This window comes from Pandoraea anapnoica (assembly GCF_902459765.1).
GTDB classification, from domain to species: domain Bacteria; phylum Pseudomonadota; class Gammaproteobacteria; order Burkholderiales; family Burkholderiaceae; genus Pandoraea; species Pandoraea anapnoica.
The window spans coordinates 76,645-95,398 of the sequence record NZ_CABPSP010000008.1 but is presented as its reverse complement, the minus strand read 5'-3'; the positions used below and the strand labels follow the sequence as shown (position 1 = coordinate 95,398).

The following is an 18,754-nucleotide window of genomic DNA, read 5'->3' as shown; positions in this document are numbered from 1 at the left end:
GGAGGTCCCCCCATGACTACGCAACAGCCTATCCTCACTGCCGACGCCATTCTGGAGCGCGGCCTGAAGAATCTCTGGTACCCGATTTGTCCGTCGCACATGATCGGCCGCGAGCCGGTCTCGCTGCGCCGTCTGGGCAAGAAGCTCGTGTTCTGGCGCGATCAGGACAACAAGGTGCATGCCCTCGACGACCATTGCCCGCATCGCGGCGCGCCGCTCTCGAAGGGCATCGTCATGGGCGACCGCATCGCCTGCGGCTATCACGGCGTGCAGGTGCGCTGCGACGGCACCGTCATGCGTGTGCCAGGCAGCCCGGGCTGCAAGCTCGAAGGCTCGCGTCCGACGCAGGCGTATCACATCGTCGAGCGCAACGAAGCGATCTGGTTGTACAACGCCACCGAAAACATCGAGACGCCGCCGCCGTTGGTGCTGCCGGAAGAACTCGATGCCGACGGCGCATTCTCGTCGTTCCTCTGCTACACGGAATGGAAGGGCGATTACCGTTACGTGCTCGATAACGTGATGGATCCGATGCACGGCACGTATCTGCACAAGCAGTCGCACTCGATGGCTGAGGGCGACAACACGGCAGCGTTCCGCATTCGCGATACCGACCGTGGCTTCGTGTTCGAGAAGGAAGGCCAGCGCGATGTGAACTTCGACTGGACCGAATGGGCCGACACGGGGACGCACTGGATGCGTCTGGAGATTCCGTACCCGAAGACGGGCGGCCCCGGCGGCAACTTCGTGATCGTGGGCAGCTACACGCCGATCTCCCCGACGCTGGCCGCCGTGTTCCACTGGCGCTGCCGAAAGCTCGATGGCTGGCAACGCGACACGTGGCGCTTCCTGTATCGCAATCGTCTGGAGGCGCGTCACTGGAACGTGCTGGAGCAGGACCGCGTGATGCTTGAAGACATGGAGCCGGACGCCAACCAGAACGAACATCTGTATCAACACGACATGGGTATCGTGCGTCTGCGTCGCCATCTGAAGAATCTGGCGAAGGCAGAGCTTGAGCGCATGCAGCCGGGCAAGGCGTAAGCCGTCGGCCGCCTAATGGACGCGATCATGCAAAACCCTTCCGCCATCAAAGCCGAACGCATTCGTGCGCAAGCCGTGCCCGATCTCGCGACGGCCACGTGGAGCAATGGCATCCGGTTCGGCAACGAAATCCTGATGTCGGGCATGACGGCACATCCGGCCACGCGTGATGCGGAAAAGCCACTCACGACCTACGAGCAGACACTGGTGGTGCTTGGCAAGATCCGCGCGCTGGTCGAGGCTGGCGGTGGCCGTCTCGCCAATGTCTACAAGCTTGTCGTGTACGTGACCGATATCGCCGACAAAGACGAAGTCGGTCGCGCACGCCGTGAGTTCTTCGCGGACGTGGCGGCGAACGGCGGCGCATATCCGTGTTCGACGCTCGTGGCGGTCAGCGGTCTGGTGTTTCCGGAACTGCGTGTGGAGATTGAGGCGTTTGCGCGTCTCGATATCGATTTGTCTGTCGCGGCCATCGCAGGTTAAGCCGGACGGACGTCAAGAAAATCAGCAACATCAGAGAGCGGCGTTATGAGCAAGTCAACCCTGTCGGCAATGGTGCGCACGCTTCGTTATGAGGCGGCGGGCATCATGAGCATCGAACTCGTGCCTGCGGCGGGCAGCAGCACGCCGTTCCCGGAATTCACGCCCGGCGCGCACATCGATCTGCACCTGCCGAGCGGGCTGGTGCGGAGTTACTCGCTGGTGAATACCCCGGGCGAGGAAAACCGCTATGTGCTGGGCATTCTGGCTGATCCGAAGAGTCGTGGCGGCTCACGCTTTATTCACGACAACTTCCGTGTCGGCATGACGCTAGAGATCTCGGCGCCGCGCAATCACTTCGCGTTGGACGAGACGGCGGCGCACTCGGTGCTGGTTGCAGGCGGCATCGGCGTGACGCCGATTCTCTGCATGTACCGGCGTCTGCGCTCGCTCGGCCGCAGCGTCAAGCTGATGTATTGCGCGCGCACGGCACCGCAGGCGGCGTTCGTCAACGAACTGAACGCGCTCGGTGGCGACATCACCTATCACTTCGACGACCAGCACGACGGTAAGCCCGCGTCGCTCGCGGCGTTTCTGGCCGATCAACCGGCGGGCACGCATGCTTATTGCTGCGGCCCGGGCGTCATGCTCGACGCCTTCGAAGCCGCGTGTGCCGGGGCAGGCATCGCGAACGTCCACACCGAACGCTTCGCGGCCGCACCGGATGCGCCGCCGCCCGCGACGTCGGCAGGCTATGTCGTGAAGCTTGCGAAGTCCGGCAAGGAGCTTGCCGTGCCCGCTGGCGCGACGCTGCTCGACACGCTTCTGGCGGCGGGCATAGACGCCGAACATAGCTGCATGGAGGGTATTTGCGGTGCATGCGAAACCCGTGTGCTCGAAGGCTGCCCCGATCATCGCGACTCGGTGCTGAGCGCGTCGGAGCGCGCCGGGAACAAGGTCATGATGATCTGCGTGTCCGGTTGCAAGGGCGAGCATCTGACGCTCGATCTCTGAGCGCCTATTCATTTATTCGAGACTTCCGATTTTCCCGAGACTGTCATGACGATTCTGGGCATCGAACAAATTACCTACGGGGTCACCGACCTCGACACCTGCCGCCGGTTCTTGGCCGACTGGGGCCTGACCGAGATCGCCGTCGACGCCAATGGCGCGCGCTTCGAAACGCTCAACGGCTGCCGTGTGCTTGCGGTGCGTCACGACGATCTGTCGCTGCCACCGGCCATGGAAGATGGCCCGACGCTGCGTGAAGTGACGTGGGGCGTGACGAGCGCAGACGAAGTGGCTGCCATCGCCGACCGTCTCGCCGATCAGCCGGGCTACTTCTTCAAGGAGGGTGCGACGGGCTGCATCGACCCGAATGGTCTGGCCGTGCGCGTCGAAGTGACGGCCAAGCGCGCGCTGGACGTGCAGGGCGCGCCGACGAATCCGTGGGGACGCCCCGCGCAGCGCGTGAATACGCCCAGTCCGGTGTACGAGCGTGCGCAACCGATCGAAGTCGGCCACGTGGTCTTCTTCACGAATGCGCTGGCTGCCACGCAGAAGTTCTACGAGGACAAGCTCGGTTTCGAGTTGTCCGACCGGTATCCGGATCGCGGCGCGTTCATGCGTTGCGCCCCGCACGGCGGCCACCACGACCTGTTCCTGCTGGCGCTGCCCAACGGCAAGCGTGGCCTGAATCACGTGGCGTTCACGGTGCGCGACATCCACGAAGTGTTCGGCGGCGGTATGCATATCGACCGCTGTGGCTGGGAAACGCAGTTGGGGCCGGGCCGTCACCCGATCTCGTCGGCGTATTTCTGGTACTTCAAGAATCCGTGCGGCGCGCTCATCGAGTATTACGCCGACGAGGACATCCTGACGCCCGACTGGCAACCGCGCGATTTCGAGCCGGGTCCGACAGTGTTCGCGGAGTGGGCGGTGGATGGTGGACTCGACGGCAATACGCGTCGCCAGAAGAAGGGCGGCGAAGCGCCGACCGGCAAGTTCATGACCGATACGGCCAAGCGCTGAGTACTGACACAGAGTTGTAGCAGCGCGTCGAATCCGGGGGGAAACGACGCGGCACGAGGGGGCATGCGCAACGCATCGCCCCCTTTTGCATTTTTACGTAGTGCGCACGTGAAATTACTTCGCGAGTTCGGCGTCGATGGCGGCGACCAGGCGCGGGTCGTCGGCCTTGACATCCGGCGAGAAGCGGGCCACGACCTGACCGTTGCGGCCGATCAGGAACTTCTCAAAGTTCCACAGCACGTCAGCGGGGTTGTCGCGCTCGACACCGAAGCCCTTCAGACGCTCGCGGAACGGGCCTTCGCCGGTGGCTTCCGGTTTTGCGTCGACCAGTGCGCTGTAAAGCGGGTGACGGTCGTCGCCCAGCACCGAGATCTTGGCGAACAGCGGGAAGGTGACGTTGTATTGCGTGGTGCAGAAGTCGAGGATCTCGGCATCGGTGCCCGGTTCCTGACCCTTGAAGTTATTGGCGGGGAACGCCAGCACTTCCAGACCTGCGGCGCGTTTGTCTTCATACAGACGCTCCAGTCCTTCATATTGCGGCGTCAGACCGCACTTCGATGCGACGTTCACAACCAGACGCACCTTGCCTGCGTAATCGCCCAGCGAGGCGGCGGCGCCGTCGTTGCGATTGACGGCGATGGATTCGATGTTCGTGCTCATGGGAATTTCCTGTCCTTGGATCGGTTCGGCGAGTGTAGCGCAAGCCTTCGAGGCTCGCTCATCGTGACAATGTCCCGACAATCGGGAGGACGTTACCAGTGTGCGGATTCCCGGCGATCAGGTGCCATCGTTCGGTGAAATCATCGATGTCATGTCAGTTTGGATTGCCAATTGACAGTCGTGTAAGCGTATGAAAGGATTCGCCTGTTCCGAATAAAACATCAAAAAAATAGTCGGCAGCGTGACGCCGAAAAAAGGGGTAGTCCGAATGTTCCGTTCCACTTCTCGCGTATTCGGTGCATCTGCGGCAATTGCTGTTCATCAAGACAGGTCAATGAAACGACCCGACGCATCTCCTCCGCCCACGCCATAGCGGCTTCCGGTTTCGCGGCCGGTCCAAATCCATTTCCGTGTGTTCTGCGGCTTCGTCATGCACTGAAATTGCGACGAAGCGGCGAAGTCGCGCCTATGTCGCCGCACTCGCCATGCGGTGCGGCCGGACGCATGGCGAAATTCGTGTTTCGTTAAATAAAACAACAACTCCCTGGGAGATCAAATGAACCGTATCTATCGCGTGGTGTGGAGTGCGAGCCTCGGCATGTATCAGGTGACCTCCGAAGTCGCCAGTGGGCACGGAGGAAGGTCGCAGTCGGTGGATCGTCGTCGCACCCGCAAGTCAGCGCTTGCCGCACTCGCACTGGCGTCGCTCAACGCTGGCGCCGTATTTGCGCAGTCGGTACCCGTGGCAACGATGGACGGCACGACGGCCTTGTTCGGCGGGGTGGCGAACACATCGTCGCAGTGGGCATTCGACGGCAATAACCTGACGGTGACCGGGACGTCCTTCGCCACCATCACAGGGGGGCTCGGCACGATTTCGAATGCGGGCACGCTCACCGGCGCTTATGCGCTGTCGTTCTCGGCGGCGGCCAACGTGGCGCGTGTCGAGAACAATGCCGTGATCAGTGCAACCGGGGGCGGTAGCTCGGGTTCGTACAACAGCGGCACGATCGGCACGTGGGTCAATCGCGGCTCGGTAAGCACCGGGACATTCGCGGGGATCGGCAACGGCGGTCTGATCTCCCGCCTGGAGAACTTGGGCACGATCACGGGCAATCTGCAGGGCGTGAACAACGTTGGCGCGGTGACGTCGGTGCTTAACACGGGCACGATCCGCTCGACGGCCGGTTACGGTGTGCTGAACAACTCGGGGCAGATGGGCGAGTTGATCAATGCCGGACTGATCAACGGTGCCTATTACGGCGTCGGCGCGCTCAAATCGGGCGCGGCGAGCGCCGTATTGGGTACGTTGACCAACAGCGGGACGATTTCCGGATCGACCAAAGGGGTGACGAACTACGGCGGTTATATCGGGGCCATCGACAATCAGGCGGGCGCTCAGATTCTTGCGACGGGGAGTGCCTTACCGGACACGGCGGCCGTCCACAATTCAAGTGCGGTCTTTAACGGTGTCGCTTATCAGGGCACGATTGGCGCCATTCGTAACGCCGGGACGATTTCCGGCAGTTACTACGGCATCTACAACGACTATTCGATCGGCACGATCAATAACGTGGCCGGTGGCGTGATCACCGGTCTGGGCGGTGCGATTTCCAATCAAGCATCGACCGCCTCCATCGGGCAGATCGTCAACGCCGGCACGATTGCCGGCTGGATCATCAACCGCTCGCCGAACAATTTGTACATCAGCGGCGCGACAGACGGGACGTTCGGCACGCTGACCGGCTACAGCCCGACGTACACCGGCACAATCGTGAGCACAAATGCCGACGTGCACTTCAACGGCGGCAATCTTCTGCTGAACGACTATTTCGATTTGGCAGGCACGCGCACGGTTTACAACGATTCGTCCGTATTGCAGGTCAATAACGCACTTCGGGTCAACGGCAACTTCTCTCAGGGGGCGACGGGGACCCTGATGATCGGCGTCGCCGGTGGCGCACTCACGACTGGCGACCTGGCGACCGACGCCGGGTATGGTCGACTGGTGGTCTCGGGCAACAGCAACATCGACGCCGGTTCCACTATCGCGCTGAAGTCGCTGGGCTACAACTTCGCAGCAGGGCAGCGTTTCGTGGTGATCGACACCGCAGGCTCGGCAACGTACAACGAGGGCACCTTGCGCTATGTCGTCAGCGGCAGCCCTCATCTGTCGGGCAGCGGCACGAATGTGAACAATGGTGGTCGCCAGGATCTGGTCGTGACGGTCACCGCGCCGTATGTCGGCGCGATGGGCGGGACGACTGCGCTGGTCGCCAATGTGCCGGGCGCGACGTCGGACTGGAGCTATGACGGCACGAATCTGTCCGTGACGGGGACGTCGTTCACGACGATCACCGGCAGCATGGGGACGTTGACCAACTCGGGCACCCTGACCGGCGCCTATGCGCTGGCGACTTCCGCGACGGCAAACGTCGGCGTGATCGAAAACAACGGCGTAATCGCCGCCACGGGCTCGGGTAGCTCGGGGTTGTACAACGGTGGCACCATCGGCACGCTGCTGAATCGCGGATCGGTGTCGACGGCGGTATACGGCGGTGTGAGCAACGGCGGTGTGCTGAGCAGTTTCGTGAATTCAGGCACGGTAACCGGCGCGTCGCAAGGCCTGAACAACAGTAACGTGCTGACGTCGGCGTCCAACGCGGGCACGATTCAAGCCGTGAACGGCTACGGCGTGCTCAACTCGGCACAGTTCGGACAATTGAACAATACCGGGCTGATCTCGGGCTACTACGGTGTGGTATCGATGAAAACGGGTGCACCCGGTGCGCAGTTGAACACGCTGACGAACGGCGGCACGATCACAGGCTTGACCCGAGGCATTTCGAACAACGGCGGCACTATCGGTGTGATCGACAATCAGACCACCGGCCGGATTCTTGCCACCGGGGGCACCACGGCCGACATCGCCGCTGTTCTCAATTCCAGTGCGTTCGTCTCAGGCACCGACTACGCAGGAACGGTCGGTGCGATCAATAACGCGGGCACGATTTCGGGCGGCTACTACGGCATCTACAACGATGCGTCGATCGGCACGATCAACAACCTGGATGGCGGGTTGATCACCGGTCTGGGCGGCGCGATCTCGAATCAGGCACCCACGTCGTCCATCGGCCAGATCAACAACGCGGGCACGATTGCGGGCTGGATCATCAACCGTTCGCCGAACGATCTGCGCATCGCGGGTGCGACAGACGGCACGTTTGGGACGATCACGAGCTTCGGTCCGACCTATGGCGGCACAATTGTCAGCACTAATGCCGACGTGCGGTTTAACGGCGGGAATCTCGTCATCGGCAACAACTTCGATCTGGCAGGCAGCCGCACGGCCTACAACGACGCGTCGGTTTTGCAGATCAACAAGAACATTCAGATATCGGGCAATTACGCGCAGTCTGCCGGGGCAACGCTTCAGATCGGCGTGGCAAGTAATGCCGTGACGACGGGCGATGCGTCGATCGACAGCGGTTATGGCCGTCTGAGCGTGAGCGGTAACACGACCCTCGCCGCCGGATCGGCCGTTGCGCTGCAATCGCTGGGCTACAACTTCGCAGCAGGGCAGCGGTTCGTCGTGATCGATACGGCAGGTACCGCCAACTACAACGCGGGCTCGCTGGTGTACAGCGTGAACAGTTCGTCGTCGCTCGACGCAAGCGGCTCGGAGGTTGCGAACGGCACACACAAGAATCTGGTCGTGACGCTTGCCGACGGAACGGGAGCGAACAACCGTGCAGGCAATGGTGGCATCAACACCGGAGCGGCGGCTGCGGCCGGTGGCGGTGCATCGTCGCTGTCGACCGGAGGTGGCAACGCTGGTGGCAGCAACAGCATCGGGCTGGCAGCCTTCGATCCGCGGACGAACGCGACCATCGCGTCCGCCGCGAATGCGGCATCTGCGCTGCATGGCGTGTTGGGCTATACCGGTGTGAGCGATCCGCACCTGCTCAATCTGTATAACGCCACACTCGGCTCGCTGAGCGATCACTCGACCGATTCGGCCAACCGGGTCGGTAAGCAGCTCGCCCCGGCACAGAACGCGCGGGCGTCCGGTGCGGCGACGTTCGATTCGCTGGGTGTCGTCAATGCTCACGTCAACGGTCTGCGCATCGCAAAGGCGGGTGGGACGGGTATCGCAACGGGCGATAGCGCAGCGCACTGGGGGGGCTGGGGACAAGCATTCGGTGGTCATGCCAGCCAGTCGGCACGCGATAGTGTCGATGGCTACAGAGCCAACTACGGTGGCCTGTTGGTGGGGGCAGATCGTGCGTTCGGCGATCACGTGCGCGCGGGTGGTGCGTTCCAGTTTTCTCGTACCGTCATCAGCAACGACGGAAGCACGTCGGGCAATCAGACCAGCGTGAACGGCTACGGCCTGATCGGCTACGCCGCATACACGGGGGAGCCGTGGTACGTGAACCTGACCGGGTCGGTGGTGCTGCAACGTTATAACTCGACGCGTCTGGTGTCGATGCAAGGCTTCAACGGCATGGCCAACGGCAATTTCAACGGTCAGCAGTATGTGACGAGCGCCGAGTTCGGTTGGCCATTGGCAGCGGGGCGAGCTGTCATTACGCCGCTCGCCAGCATCACCTATAGCTACCTGAATCAGAACAGCTACACGGAAACGGGCGGCAATGGCACGGCGCTGTCGGTGGGCAGTGCGGGCAGTAGTTCGGTGCGTAGCGCGTTAGGGGCGAAGTTTGCGCTGACGTTCGAGACGGCGTCGGGCACATGGACACCGGAACTGGGTCTGCGCTGGGTTCATGAGTACAACCGCACGCGTCAAGTCACGGGCGCGAGCTTTGCGGCCGACCCGACCGGACAAACCGGCTTCACGACGGTGGGCGCGACCCCGGTGTCGGATCTGGCCGAAATGTCGCTTGGCGTGACGCTGATGCGGGCGAACAACCTTAGCGCGTCCGTTCGCTACGATTTGCAAGTGGGGTCGAGCTTCGTGTCGCACACGGGGATTGTGCGCGTACAGCAGCGCTTCTGATCTCACGACGCTGAGTCGGCAGGGGCGATCGCAGCCATTGAGCTGGCTGCGATCGCTTTTTATTTGTATGGATGATGTATGTATTGGTTCGGGCGTTCGGGGGGATGCTTAGGGGACGCTTGCTGATTTAATTCGAATGCATGAAAAATAAACAAACTCAAAGATGTTTCAAGCTTTATCGGACTCTGATTGACAGTGGTAAAGGCGTGTGAAAGGATTCGCTGATTTTAATAGAACTGTAGCCAGACATTACACGCGTTTGCGCGAGCAGACAGGTCGTCGGTGATTCGCCGCGCCTCCCGGATTCATTAAATCGTTTCAGACACTTCGCCGCGTGAGCGAAGTATTCGCGTTTGTGCGCGCCATTTCGTGAGACGCCGCGCTGCAATCGTCGTTACAAGAAAACCGTCATTAGGGGAAATCGATGAACCACGTCCACTGCATCGTCTGGAGCGCGAGCCTCGGCATGTATCAGGTGGCCTCGGAAATCGCTGCAGGGCGAGGGAGGACGTCGCGCTCTGTCGACCGTCGCGCTCGCCGCGTGGCAGTCGCTGCCGCAGCGGCACTTACGGCGGCCTCGGGTAGTGCGACGGGGCAGGTGCAGGCGGGTACGGTCACCAATGGCGACGGTAGCGATACGCAGATTTACATCGGGGCGCCAGCTGGCGGGTTTCCGTTGTCGTTGCCGTGGGAATGGGATGGCACGAATTTGCACGTCTTCAACACGGGGGCGCGCTCGGCAACGCTTTCGGATGCGTTCAACGCAGTGACCATCGACCCGGCAGGGACGCTCACGGGTGCCGGCTATGGCCTGGCCATTTTCGCGGGTTCAGGCGGGACGGTGAACAACAATGGTCTGATCAGTGGCAGTCAGTATGGCGTGACTGTAGGGGGGGAGCTGACCCAACTCGTCAACAATGGCACGATCACCGGCGGAGCGTCCGCTGTCCAATCGAACGGCACCATTCATACGATTACCAACACCGGGACGATGCGGGATGGGCTCAACGGCATTAACGTGACGTCGCTCACTGTGGCCGCTCCTGCCGTAACGGATGTCATCAACAATAGCGGCACCCTCTCCGGTATTCAAAATGGCCTTCTGGTCGCTGGCGGCAGGATCGGCACGATCAACAACACGCGCGACGGCACGACCATCGGCACGATCGACGGCGGTATTCAGGGCATCAACAACACCAGTAACGGTACGGTTTGGGGTTCCATCGGTCGGGTTCAGAATGACGGCGTAATTCACGGCGCGACGATCGGTATCGCCAACGATCAGCGCATAGACACGGTTCACAACGGCGCTCAGGGAACGATCAGCGGTGACGCGCAGTTCGGTATTCAGAATGTCGGTAACATCAACGCGATTGAGAATGGTGGGTTGATTTCTGGTGGGCAAGTCGGTATTTCGGGCACCGCGGGGACTCTCTGGTCGATCACCAATGCCGGCACGATCACGGGTGGCACGATCGGTGTGCTGAGCGCCGGGTCGATCGTCTCGCTTAGTAATTCCGGCTTGATTATGACTACCGGCACTGTCGCGGGCCGGGCTGCGGTGTTGAATGCCGGCAGCATCGTCGAACTCAGCAATTCGGGGGTGATTGCCGCGAATGCCGGCAGCGGCGACGCGGCTGGCTTCCACAACGCGCAAAGCATCTTTTTGCTGACGAATCTGGCCGGTGGCACGATTTCCGGTGACTATGGTGTGCTCAATAAGCCCACGTCAGCCGCTGTCGCAATTTTAGGAACGATCTCGAACCGCGGTCTGATCACCGGCGCGTCCGCCGGTGTGAACAACGTCGGCGGTACCATCGCACTGCTTAACAACACCAACACGATTCAGGGCACCGGAAACGGCACTTCCGTCTACGGCGTAGTGAATGCGAATACGGTCATTGGCGGCACGACTTACGGCGGCAGCATCGTTACGCTCGCCAATTACGGATTGATCCGCGGGGTGACCGGCGGCATCGATAACACAGGCGTGATCAGCAAGATCCGTAACGTTATGGGCGGAAGGATCGACGGCGGCGCGACAGGCATCGCGATCCGCTCTAGCGGCGCTGGCAATATCGGAACCATCAGCAACGAGAACGGCGGCGTGATTAGCGGTGCCACTGCAATTCAGCTTGATGGCGGCACGATAGGGCAGATCAGCAACGCCGGCACCATTCTCGGCAACGTGAAAAACTTCACAGCGGCAGACCTGACCATTAGCGGGGCGTCCTCCGACGGCATCGTCGGCCAGCCGTCCAGCACCGGGTTCGGCACGCTGTCCGGTTATGGTGGTACGGTCGGCACTATCTCCAACCCGCTGTCGAACGTGCAGTTTTGGGGCGGTAAGCTGGTGCTCAACGACAACGTCCAGTTGGGCAACACGTTCACGATGTACAACACCGGAGCGACGCTGCATCTCGATCGCGCCATCACGATATCCGGTAACTTCCAGCAGAACGCCCTTGGCACGCTGGAAATCGGGGTGGGCAGCGATGCCACGACAACCGGTAGTCCGGGCCTCGATGACGGCTACGGCCGTCTCCTGGTCCGGGGATCGACGACGCTCGCCGCCGGCTCGACCATCGCCTTCCAATCGATGGGGTATAACTTTGCGGTCGGTCAGCGCTATATCGTGATCGATACCTCCGGCACGGCCAACTACAACGAAGGCTCCCTGGTCTATCGCGTCAACGGCTCGACTACGCTCAGCGCGATCGGTGCGAATGTGGCCAATGGCTCAAATCAGGATCTGGTGGTGACCGTAGTCGATGCGAGCACGGCGACCGGTGGGAACAACGGCGGGAATAGCGGTGGCACGGGAGGCACGTCTTCGCTGCCCGATGCGCGCGCGAGCGCGACCATCGCTTCGGTGCCCAACGCGCTGTCGGCCCTGCGTGGCCTGCTCGGCTACACCGGCATAGGCAGCGCGCCGCTGCTGCACCTGTTCAACGCTACGCTAGGTGCGCTCGGCAACAACTCGACCGCCCTGGCCAATCGTGTTGGTAAGCAACTGGCACCGACTCAGCACGTGCGCGCCGCCGGCGCGGCGACGTTCGATTCGATGAGTGTGGTGAATTCGCGCGTGAACGGCTTGCGTCTGGCGTCGGCGGGCGGTACAGGCGTTGCGACCGGTGACGTCGGCGCCGGGTGGGGCGCGTGGGGGCAGGCGTTCGGCGGTCATGCCAGCCAGTCGGAGCGCGAGAGCGTGGATGGCTATAGTGCCAACTACGGCGGCCTGATCGTCGGTGTCGACCGAGCGTTTGGCGAGCGTTGGCGTGCCGGTGGCGCGTTCCAGTTTTCGCGCACCGTCATTAACAACGACGGTAGCACATCGGGCAACAACACTAATGTGAATGCGTACGGTCTGATCGGTTACGCAGGATATACGGGGGAGCCGTGGTACGTGAACCTTTCCGGCGCGGCGGTGATGCAACGCTACAACGCCACTCGTTTTGTGTCGATGCTGGGCTTCGACGGTGCGGCGACCGGCAGCTTCAACGGCCAGCAATATGTGGGCAGTGCCGAGTTCGGCTGGCCGTTGGCACTGGGTCGGGCCGTCGTCACGCCGCTGGCCAGCCTGACCTATAGTCACATGAATCAGAGTGGCTATACCGAAACCGGCGGCAACGGCGCGGCGCTTTCCGTGGGCGGTACCAATGCAAACTCGGTGCGTAGCGCGCTGGGGGTGAGGCTCGGTGTGCCGTTCGAGACGTCGTCGGGGACGTGGATGCCGGAACTGACCGTTCGCTGGGTGCATGAGTACAACCGGACGGGTGTCGCGACCGGCGCGAGCTTCGCGGCCGATCCGGTTGGCCAGACGGGATTCACTACCGTGGGCGCGACGCCGGTATCCAATCTGGCGGACATTGCGCTGGGGCTGACGCTCGTGCGTGCCAACAACATGAGCGCTTCGATCCGATACAACCTGCAAGCGGGCTCAGGCTTCGTGTCCCATACGGGTATCGTGCGTGTTCAGCAGCGGTTCTGATCGGTTGATCCGTTAGGGGCGCTCGCCGTCGTTGACACGATGGCGAGCGCCGTGAAAGTATCGCGCGATAACTACCGACGCTCACCCCTTCCGATGTCTTCCGCTCCGTCTTCATCCCATTCCGATAGTCCGGCCAGCCCAACGGCGACCGAGATGCTGACCTTTCCTCAGGCCATCGCCCGGGCGCACACCCACTGGCAAGCCGGGCAGGCGCAGCAGGCGGAGATACTCTGCAGACGTGTGTTGGCAGTGGCGCCGGAGTACCCCGACGCGCATTATCTGCTTGGCCTGATGGCGCACGCCTATGGGAAGCTGGAGATGGCGATCGGTCATCTCCGTATCGTGTGCAAGCCGTCCGGGGCACCGGCGGCGTGCTGGTCGGATCTCGCCGAGATGAATCGTCAGGCCGGGCGAATCGAGGACGCCATGGCGGCCGCGCAAAAAGCTGTCGAGGTGGATCCGACATTTGCGGCGGGCTGGAACAATCTCGGCATCGTTCAGCAGGAAGCGGGTCAATTGACGCAGAGTCTGGCGAGTTTGCGGCGCGTGAGCGAGTTGCTGCCGGGCTCCGCCGATGCGCAGAATAATCTTGGCAATACGGCGATGCTTCTGGGGCTGGCGAACGAGGCGGAAGCACACTATCACCGCGCGCTTGAACTCGACCCGCAGCGGGCCGACACGCACAGCAATCTGGCGGCGCTGCTTCGTCGTCAGCAGCGGCTCGACGAGGCGGCGGACGTGGCGCGTCGCGCCATCGAGATCGATCCGCAATTCGTCGATGCCTATCGCAATCTGGCCGACGTCGAACTCGCACGACGCAACGTGACCGGAGCGTTGCAGATCGTCGAAGTGATGTCGGCATTCGCGATCGGGCATCCGTCCACGCTGGTGGCGCGTGCGTGCATCCTGCGTCTGGTCGGCCGTCTCGACGAGGCGCTGGCGTCGGCCTGCGAGGCGGTCCGGATCGTGCCGGAGAGCGCCGATGCCCGTGCGGCGCTTGCCGCCGTGGAAGCCGACGTCGCAGCGCGAGGGCAGGCAACGCAAGGCGATGCGAGCGGCAACACGTCGGGAGTGCCGACGCTGACGCGTTCGGCGAGGGGGGTGGCAGCGGCAAATGCAGTTCATCTGGCAGCGGTGAGCGTACCCGATGCGTCCTCTGCCGAAGCGGCGAAAACTGCCCTCCACGCGACCATTGCAGCGCGCGTAGCGGCACACGATTACGCGGGCGCGGAGACGATGTTGCGAGAGTTGGTCTCGCAGGGGGCGGCACCGATGTCCGTCTGGCGGTCGCTGGCGATGGTGTTGCGCTCGCAAGGCAAAACGCGCGAAGGCTGCGAAGTCCTCGATATGCTTGCGCGGCAGGTGCCGGGAGATCTCTCCAACCGATTCGACCTGGCCGAAGCGCTGCTCCTGCGCGGCGATTTCGAGCGCGGCTGGCAGGAGTACCGTTATCGCTACAGCCTCGAACACACGCAGTCAATCGAGCGAAAGGTGCAGCGCCCGCGTTGGGACGGCAGTCCCATTCCCGGCAAGACGCTGCTGATCCACGACGAGCAGGGCTACGGCGACACGTTTCAGTTCATGCGCATGGCGCGCTGGGCGCGTGAGCGCAGTCGGGCGCGCGTGATTTTCGAAGTCAATCACGAAGCGTTGTCCATCGCCCGACGGATGTGGGGCGACAAGGATATCGTGGCGCGCGGCACGCTAACCGAGCCATTCGACATGCACTGCGAGCTGATGAGCTTGCCTATGGCGATGGGGCTGCGGCTGGAGGATCTGCCGGGCGAGATGCCTTACCTCAGCGCCGATCCCGAGCGCGTCGCTGTCTGGCGCGAGCGGCTGGCTAACGTGCCGCGCCCCTGGGTGGCGACCGTATGGGCGGGACGTCCGGAGCATGTGAACGACCACAATCGTTCGATTTCACTCGACAGTCTTGCACCGCTCGGCGCGTCGGGGGCGACGTTCCTGTCGATTCAGAAGGGGCCTGCTGCCGCACAGGCTGCGACACCGCCAGCCGGCCTCTCGATGGTTTCGCTCAGCGACGAGATCCGGGACTTCGAAGATACGGCGGCCATCCTGCATCTGTCCGATCTGCTCGTTTCCATCGATTCGTCACCGGTGCATCTGGCGGGCGCGATGGGGCGTCCGGTCTGGGTGCTACTACCGTTCGTGCCGGATTGGCGCTGGCTTGAGGTGCGCAACGATTCGCCCTGGTATCCGGAGATGACATTGTTCCGTCAGTCCGAGCGTGCTGCGTGGGCGCCTGTGATCGATCGGATGGGGCGGGCACTTGCGGCTTTCGTCGCCGAACGACGTGACACGGACTCGCGGAATGTACGCTAAGGCTTCGCTCGGTGCGTTTGCGTGTCTGGCGGCGGTACTGACGTCAAGCTGCGCGAGCCTTGATCGCGATGGCCACGCTCAGGCGTTGGCCGACCCGGCGGGTTTGCGTCGTGAGACGGTGACGGGGGGACCGTTCGTGCTGACGGTGTTCTCTCGCATCAAGAAGACCGATGCGCCGGTGAATGTCTACATCGAAGGCGACGGACTCGCGTGGCTGTCGCGAACGGAGCCGTCGCTCGATCCGACGCCCGTTGCCGCGACGGGGCTGGCCCTTGCGGCGGCCGATAAGTCGCCTAACGTGGTGTATCTCGCGCGTCCCTGTCAGTTCACGCCGATGGCACTGAATCCGGCATGCGGTGTGCAGTATTGGACCGCAAAGCGCTTTGCGCCCGACGTCATTGACGCAATGAACGAGGCCGTTGAAAAGATTGTGGCGCGCGTTCCCGGGCAGCGGTTGGCGCTCGTTGGCTATTCCGGCGGCGGCGCGATTGCCGCGCTGATTGCCGCCCGACGACAGGACGTCGCGTCGCTGAGGACGGTCGCCGGTAATCTCGATGTCGAGTATGTGAACCGCATACATAACGTGTCGGCGATGCCGGCATCGCTTAATCCGATCGACGTTGCAACGCGGGTCGCAACGATACCTCAGATCCACTTCAGCAGCGCACAGGACACAGTGGTGCCGCCGGACGTCGAGAAGCGCTATGCGGCGGCTGTCGGCGGGAAGTGCGTCAAGACGGTTGTCGTCACCGGCCTCTCGCACGACGGCGAGTGGGCCGCGCGATGGCCCGCATTGCTCGCACAGACACCCACGTGCGGCGTGGCGCAGTGACCGAGCTCAAAGGCGTCAGGTGCAGACCATGAAGCCGAAGACGCTCGCTCTCGACGTCAGGTTTCTCGAACGAGTGCAGTAATCGCTTCGAGCAGCGTGACCTCCCCGCGCATGACCTGCTCGCCGTTGTCGCGAAACTTGAAAGTGCCGTCGTTGAAGCCGTCGAGCATCTGGATGCGTGGCAGCGGGTTGCGCATGCCTTGCGCACGGAACAGAGGGTCCCAACCTGCACGCGGTACGGCCTCGGCACTGACGTCTCGCACGAGCGCGCGCGCCAGCGCAGCGGCAATGTCGTCCGGCGAATAACGATCCGGGCCTTCGATTTCCCAGATGCGTTCGCCGTCGAAGTCTTCCTGCATCGCACGCGCGGCGAAATGGCCGACGTCGTTCGTCGACACCATCGGAATGGCCCGGTCCACCGGTGCCAGATAACTCGGCAGTTCGCCACGCTCACGAGCGGGCGCAATGTCCCACGCAAAGTTCTCCATCAGCCACGCAGGGCGCAGGAAGGTGACCGGCAGGCGGACCTCGCGCACCGCCTCTTCGAACAGACGCAGCGCGGTGATCAGGCTGGGGGTGTCACAATCGGCACCGATGCTCGACAGGCACACCACGCGCTTGGGGTGCGTGGCGCTGAGTGCTTTGACGATGGCGTCGATCAGGTGCCGCGCGTGCGAGAAGTCGAGTTCCGGGTCGGCGTTCGGCGGAAGCATGACGAAGACGGCCTCGCTGCCGCGAAAGGCGTTGGTCAGCGCATCGGCGTCACCGTTCTCCGCCACGGCGATCTCGCCGCCAAGCGTGGCCCATCGGCTCGACTTGACGGGGTCCTGAACGATGGCCCGCAGTGGCAGGCCTGCCGTGAGCAGATCGTGTCCGATCACGCCGCCAACGCGACCCGTGATACCCATTACGGTGTACATAGTCACTCCTCACGCGCAGTAACGTTGCCGTAAAAGTAACACGGGATCGCGGTCGTCTCACAAATGCATCAGATCGGCGGATTTCTGTGTCGATGCGCACGACGGGCCACGACGCGCGTTGAGCAGTGCAGCGCCCGCATCGGCCAGACGCACGGCCTCGCGCGCGCGCTCGCACATGTCGCGCTCATAGGCGGTGATGGCTTGCCAGAGCGGTACGTGGCCGTCGGCGACCGTGCGCAGATGCCGGGTTAGTTGCGCGGCGTCGCGCAACGCCGTATTGGCGCCAAGCCCCCCGGCGGGGCTCATCGCGTGGACCGCATCGCCCAGCCCGGCCACGCCGTCGATTTGCCAGGGCAGCGGGCTGGCGGTGCTGCGCACGGGCGACACGCGGACCGTTTCGGGGACCGCGTGTGAGAACAGCGAGCCGAGATGCGGGTGCCATGACTGTGTCATCGACTCGATGCGGGCGAGCGGCATGGCGTCCGGCATTTCCGCGCAGGTGTAAGCGGGGCCGAGCAGTGTTCGCGACGGACCGATGAACGCCCAGTACAGGTAATCGGATACCGGGGTGAGCGGCATTTCGCCCGGCGTGCCCACAGTCGATGGGGTCGCCGGTGCCACTGCTGCCATATCGCCACGCGGCGGGCGACGAAACAGCATTGCCTCGACGATGACCGCGAACCCGTCGGCAAACACGACGGTGCTGCCTTCCATCGTGGTGGCCTCGCCGTGGGCATCCATCAGCACGAGCAGGGCGGTCGACAGCGGCGTCAGGCCGTAGATGCAGATGTCGCCCGTCTCCCGAGGGGCCATGCCCGGCAACACGTATTCGCGAACGCGGGATTGGGTGCCGTCTGCCGCAATCACGAGCCCCGGCAAGCTGTGCGTGCCGTCGTCGAAATGGGCGACACGGCGGCCGTCGGCAATCGTGGTCGTGCGCGAGAACGATTTGCCGAAATGCACGCGATCGAGAATGCCGTCGAGCAGAATTTCACGAAGCGTCTGGCGATGGACACTGACGTCGCCCGGGATGTCGGGCACGTGCGGCGTCGGGCGCGCGGCGGCGGTCGTGGTGCGCTGGCGGTGGTCGGTGACGGCCGAATCGGTGTGCGCGTCGTGCCAGCTAGGCGGCAAGACGACCTTGGCGTCTTCGAGTTGAGGGGTGACGAATCGCCCACCGGCACGCGCGACGGCCGCGCGCTCGCGAACGCGGTCGATGCCGCCGTCGGGCAGGCATTCGGTCAGGGCGTCGAGACCGTTGGCGTCGATGCGCAGGCGATACCCCTGAAAGCGGGCGTCGGGTGCGGGATCCCGCTCATAGACATCAAACGAAATTCCCGCGCGGCGCAGGCCCTGCGCCAGGCACAGGCCGCCCAGACCCGCGCCGATGATGTTGACATGCAAGACTGACATGATTTCGATGGGCCGTCCTAAGG

General features: G+C 63.0%; 11 protein-coding genes. 8 read left to right on the top strand and 3 right to left on the bottom strand.

Going from position 1 to position 18,754, the window contains the following annotated elements:
- The first annotated feature begins 12 nt into the window (after positions 1-12).
- From PAN31117_RS14330 to PAN31117_RS14315, 4 genes are read left to right on the top strand one after another with little or no spacing between them, the layout of a single operon-like run.
- On the top strand, positions 13-1,044 hold the full coding sequence (locus tag PAN31117_RS14330) for a Rieske 2Fe-2S domain-containing protein (RefSeq protein WP_150738767.1): 1,032 nt from the start codon (positions 13-15) through the stop codon (positions 1,042-1,044).
- Positions 1,045-1,071: 27 nt separating this feature from the next.
- Positions 1,072-1,527: a RidA family protein gene (locus PAN31117_RS14325; protein WP_150738766.1), complete on the top strand. Its 456-nt coding sequence runs from the start codon at positions 1,072-1,074 to the stop codon at positions 1,525-1,527.
- Positions 1,528-1,572: 45 nt separating this feature from the next.
- A complete protein-coding gene (locus PAN31117_RS14320) occupies positions 1,573-2,538 on the top strand; it encodes a PDR/VanB family oxidoreductase (protein WP_150738765.1) in 966 nt (321 codons plus the stop codon).
- Between the two features lie 45 nt (positions 2,539-2,583).
- Complete coding sequence (locus tag PAN31117_RS14315; RefSeq protein ID WP_150738764.1) at positions 2,584-3,555, top strand: VOC family protein; 972 nt, start codon at positions 2,584-2,586, stop codon at positions 3,553-3,555.
- 114 nt (positions 3,556-3,669) lie between these two features.
- On the opposite strand, the gene PAN31117_RS14310 is transcribed toward PAN31117_RS14315, so the two are convergent.
- The gene (locus PAN31117_RS14310; protein WP_150665167.1) at positions 3,670-4,215 is read right to left on the bottom strand and encodes a glutathione peroxidase; all 546 of its coding nucleotides are present in this window, start codon (positions 4,213-4,215) and stop codon (positions 3,670-3,672) included.
- Between the two features lie 556 nt (positions 4,216-4,771).
- Here PAN31117_RS14310 and PAN31117_RS14305 point away from each other — a divergent pair.
- The 4 genes from PAN31117_RS14305 to PAN31117_RS14290 all read left to right on the top strand — a co-directional run bounded on the left by PAN31117_RS14305 (position 4,772) and on the right by PAN31117_RS14290 (position 16,398).
- On the top strand, positions 4,772-9,232 hold the full coding sequence (locus PAN31117_RS14305; protein ID WP_150738763.1) for an autotransporter domain-containing protein: 4,461 nt from the start codon (positions 4,772-4,774) through the stop codon (positions 9,230-9,232).
- Between the two features lie 424 nt (positions 9,233-9,656).
- Positions 9,657-13,223 carry an autotransporter domain-containing protein gene (locus tag PAN31117_RS14300; RefSeq protein WP_150738762.1) on the top strand — a complete coding sequence of 1,189 codons (3,567 nt, stop codon included), beginning with the start codon at positions 9,657-9,659 and terminating at the stop codon, positions 13,221-13,223.
- Positions 13,224-13,376: 153 nt separating this feature from the next.
- The gene (locus tag PAN31117_RS14295; protein ID WP_150738761.1) at positions 13,377-15,566 is read left to right on the top strand and encodes a tetratricopeptide repeat protein; all 2,190 of its coding nucleotides are present in this window, start codon (positions 13,377-13,379) and stop codon (positions 15,564-15,566) included.
- Positions 15,556-16,398: a cutinase family protein gene (locus tag PAN31117_RS14290; RefSeq protein WP_150738760.1), complete on the top strand. Its 843-nt coding sequence runs from the start codon at positions 15,556-15,558 to the stop codon at positions 16,396-16,398. Before PAN31117_RS14295 ends, PAN31117_RS14290 begins: the two co-directional genes overlap by 11 nt.
- A gap of 56 nt (positions 16,399-16,454) precedes the next feature.
- On the opposite strand, the gene PAN31117_RS14285 is transcribed toward PAN31117_RS14290, so the two are convergent.
- Positions 16,455-17,318: an NmrA family NAD(P)-binding protein gene (locus PAN31117_RS14285; RefSeq protein WP_150738759.1), complete on the bottom strand. Its 864-nt coding sequence runs from the start codon at positions 17,316-17,318 to the stop codon at positions 16,455-16,457.
- Positions 17,319-17,375: 57 nt separating this feature from the next.
- Complete coding sequence (locus tag PAN31117_RS14280; protein WP_150738758.1) at positions 17,376-18,731, bottom strand: FAD-dependent oxidoreductase; 1,356 nt, start codon at positions 18,729-18,731, stop codon at positions 17,376-17,378.
- Positions 18,732-18,754: the final 23 nt, after the last annotated feature.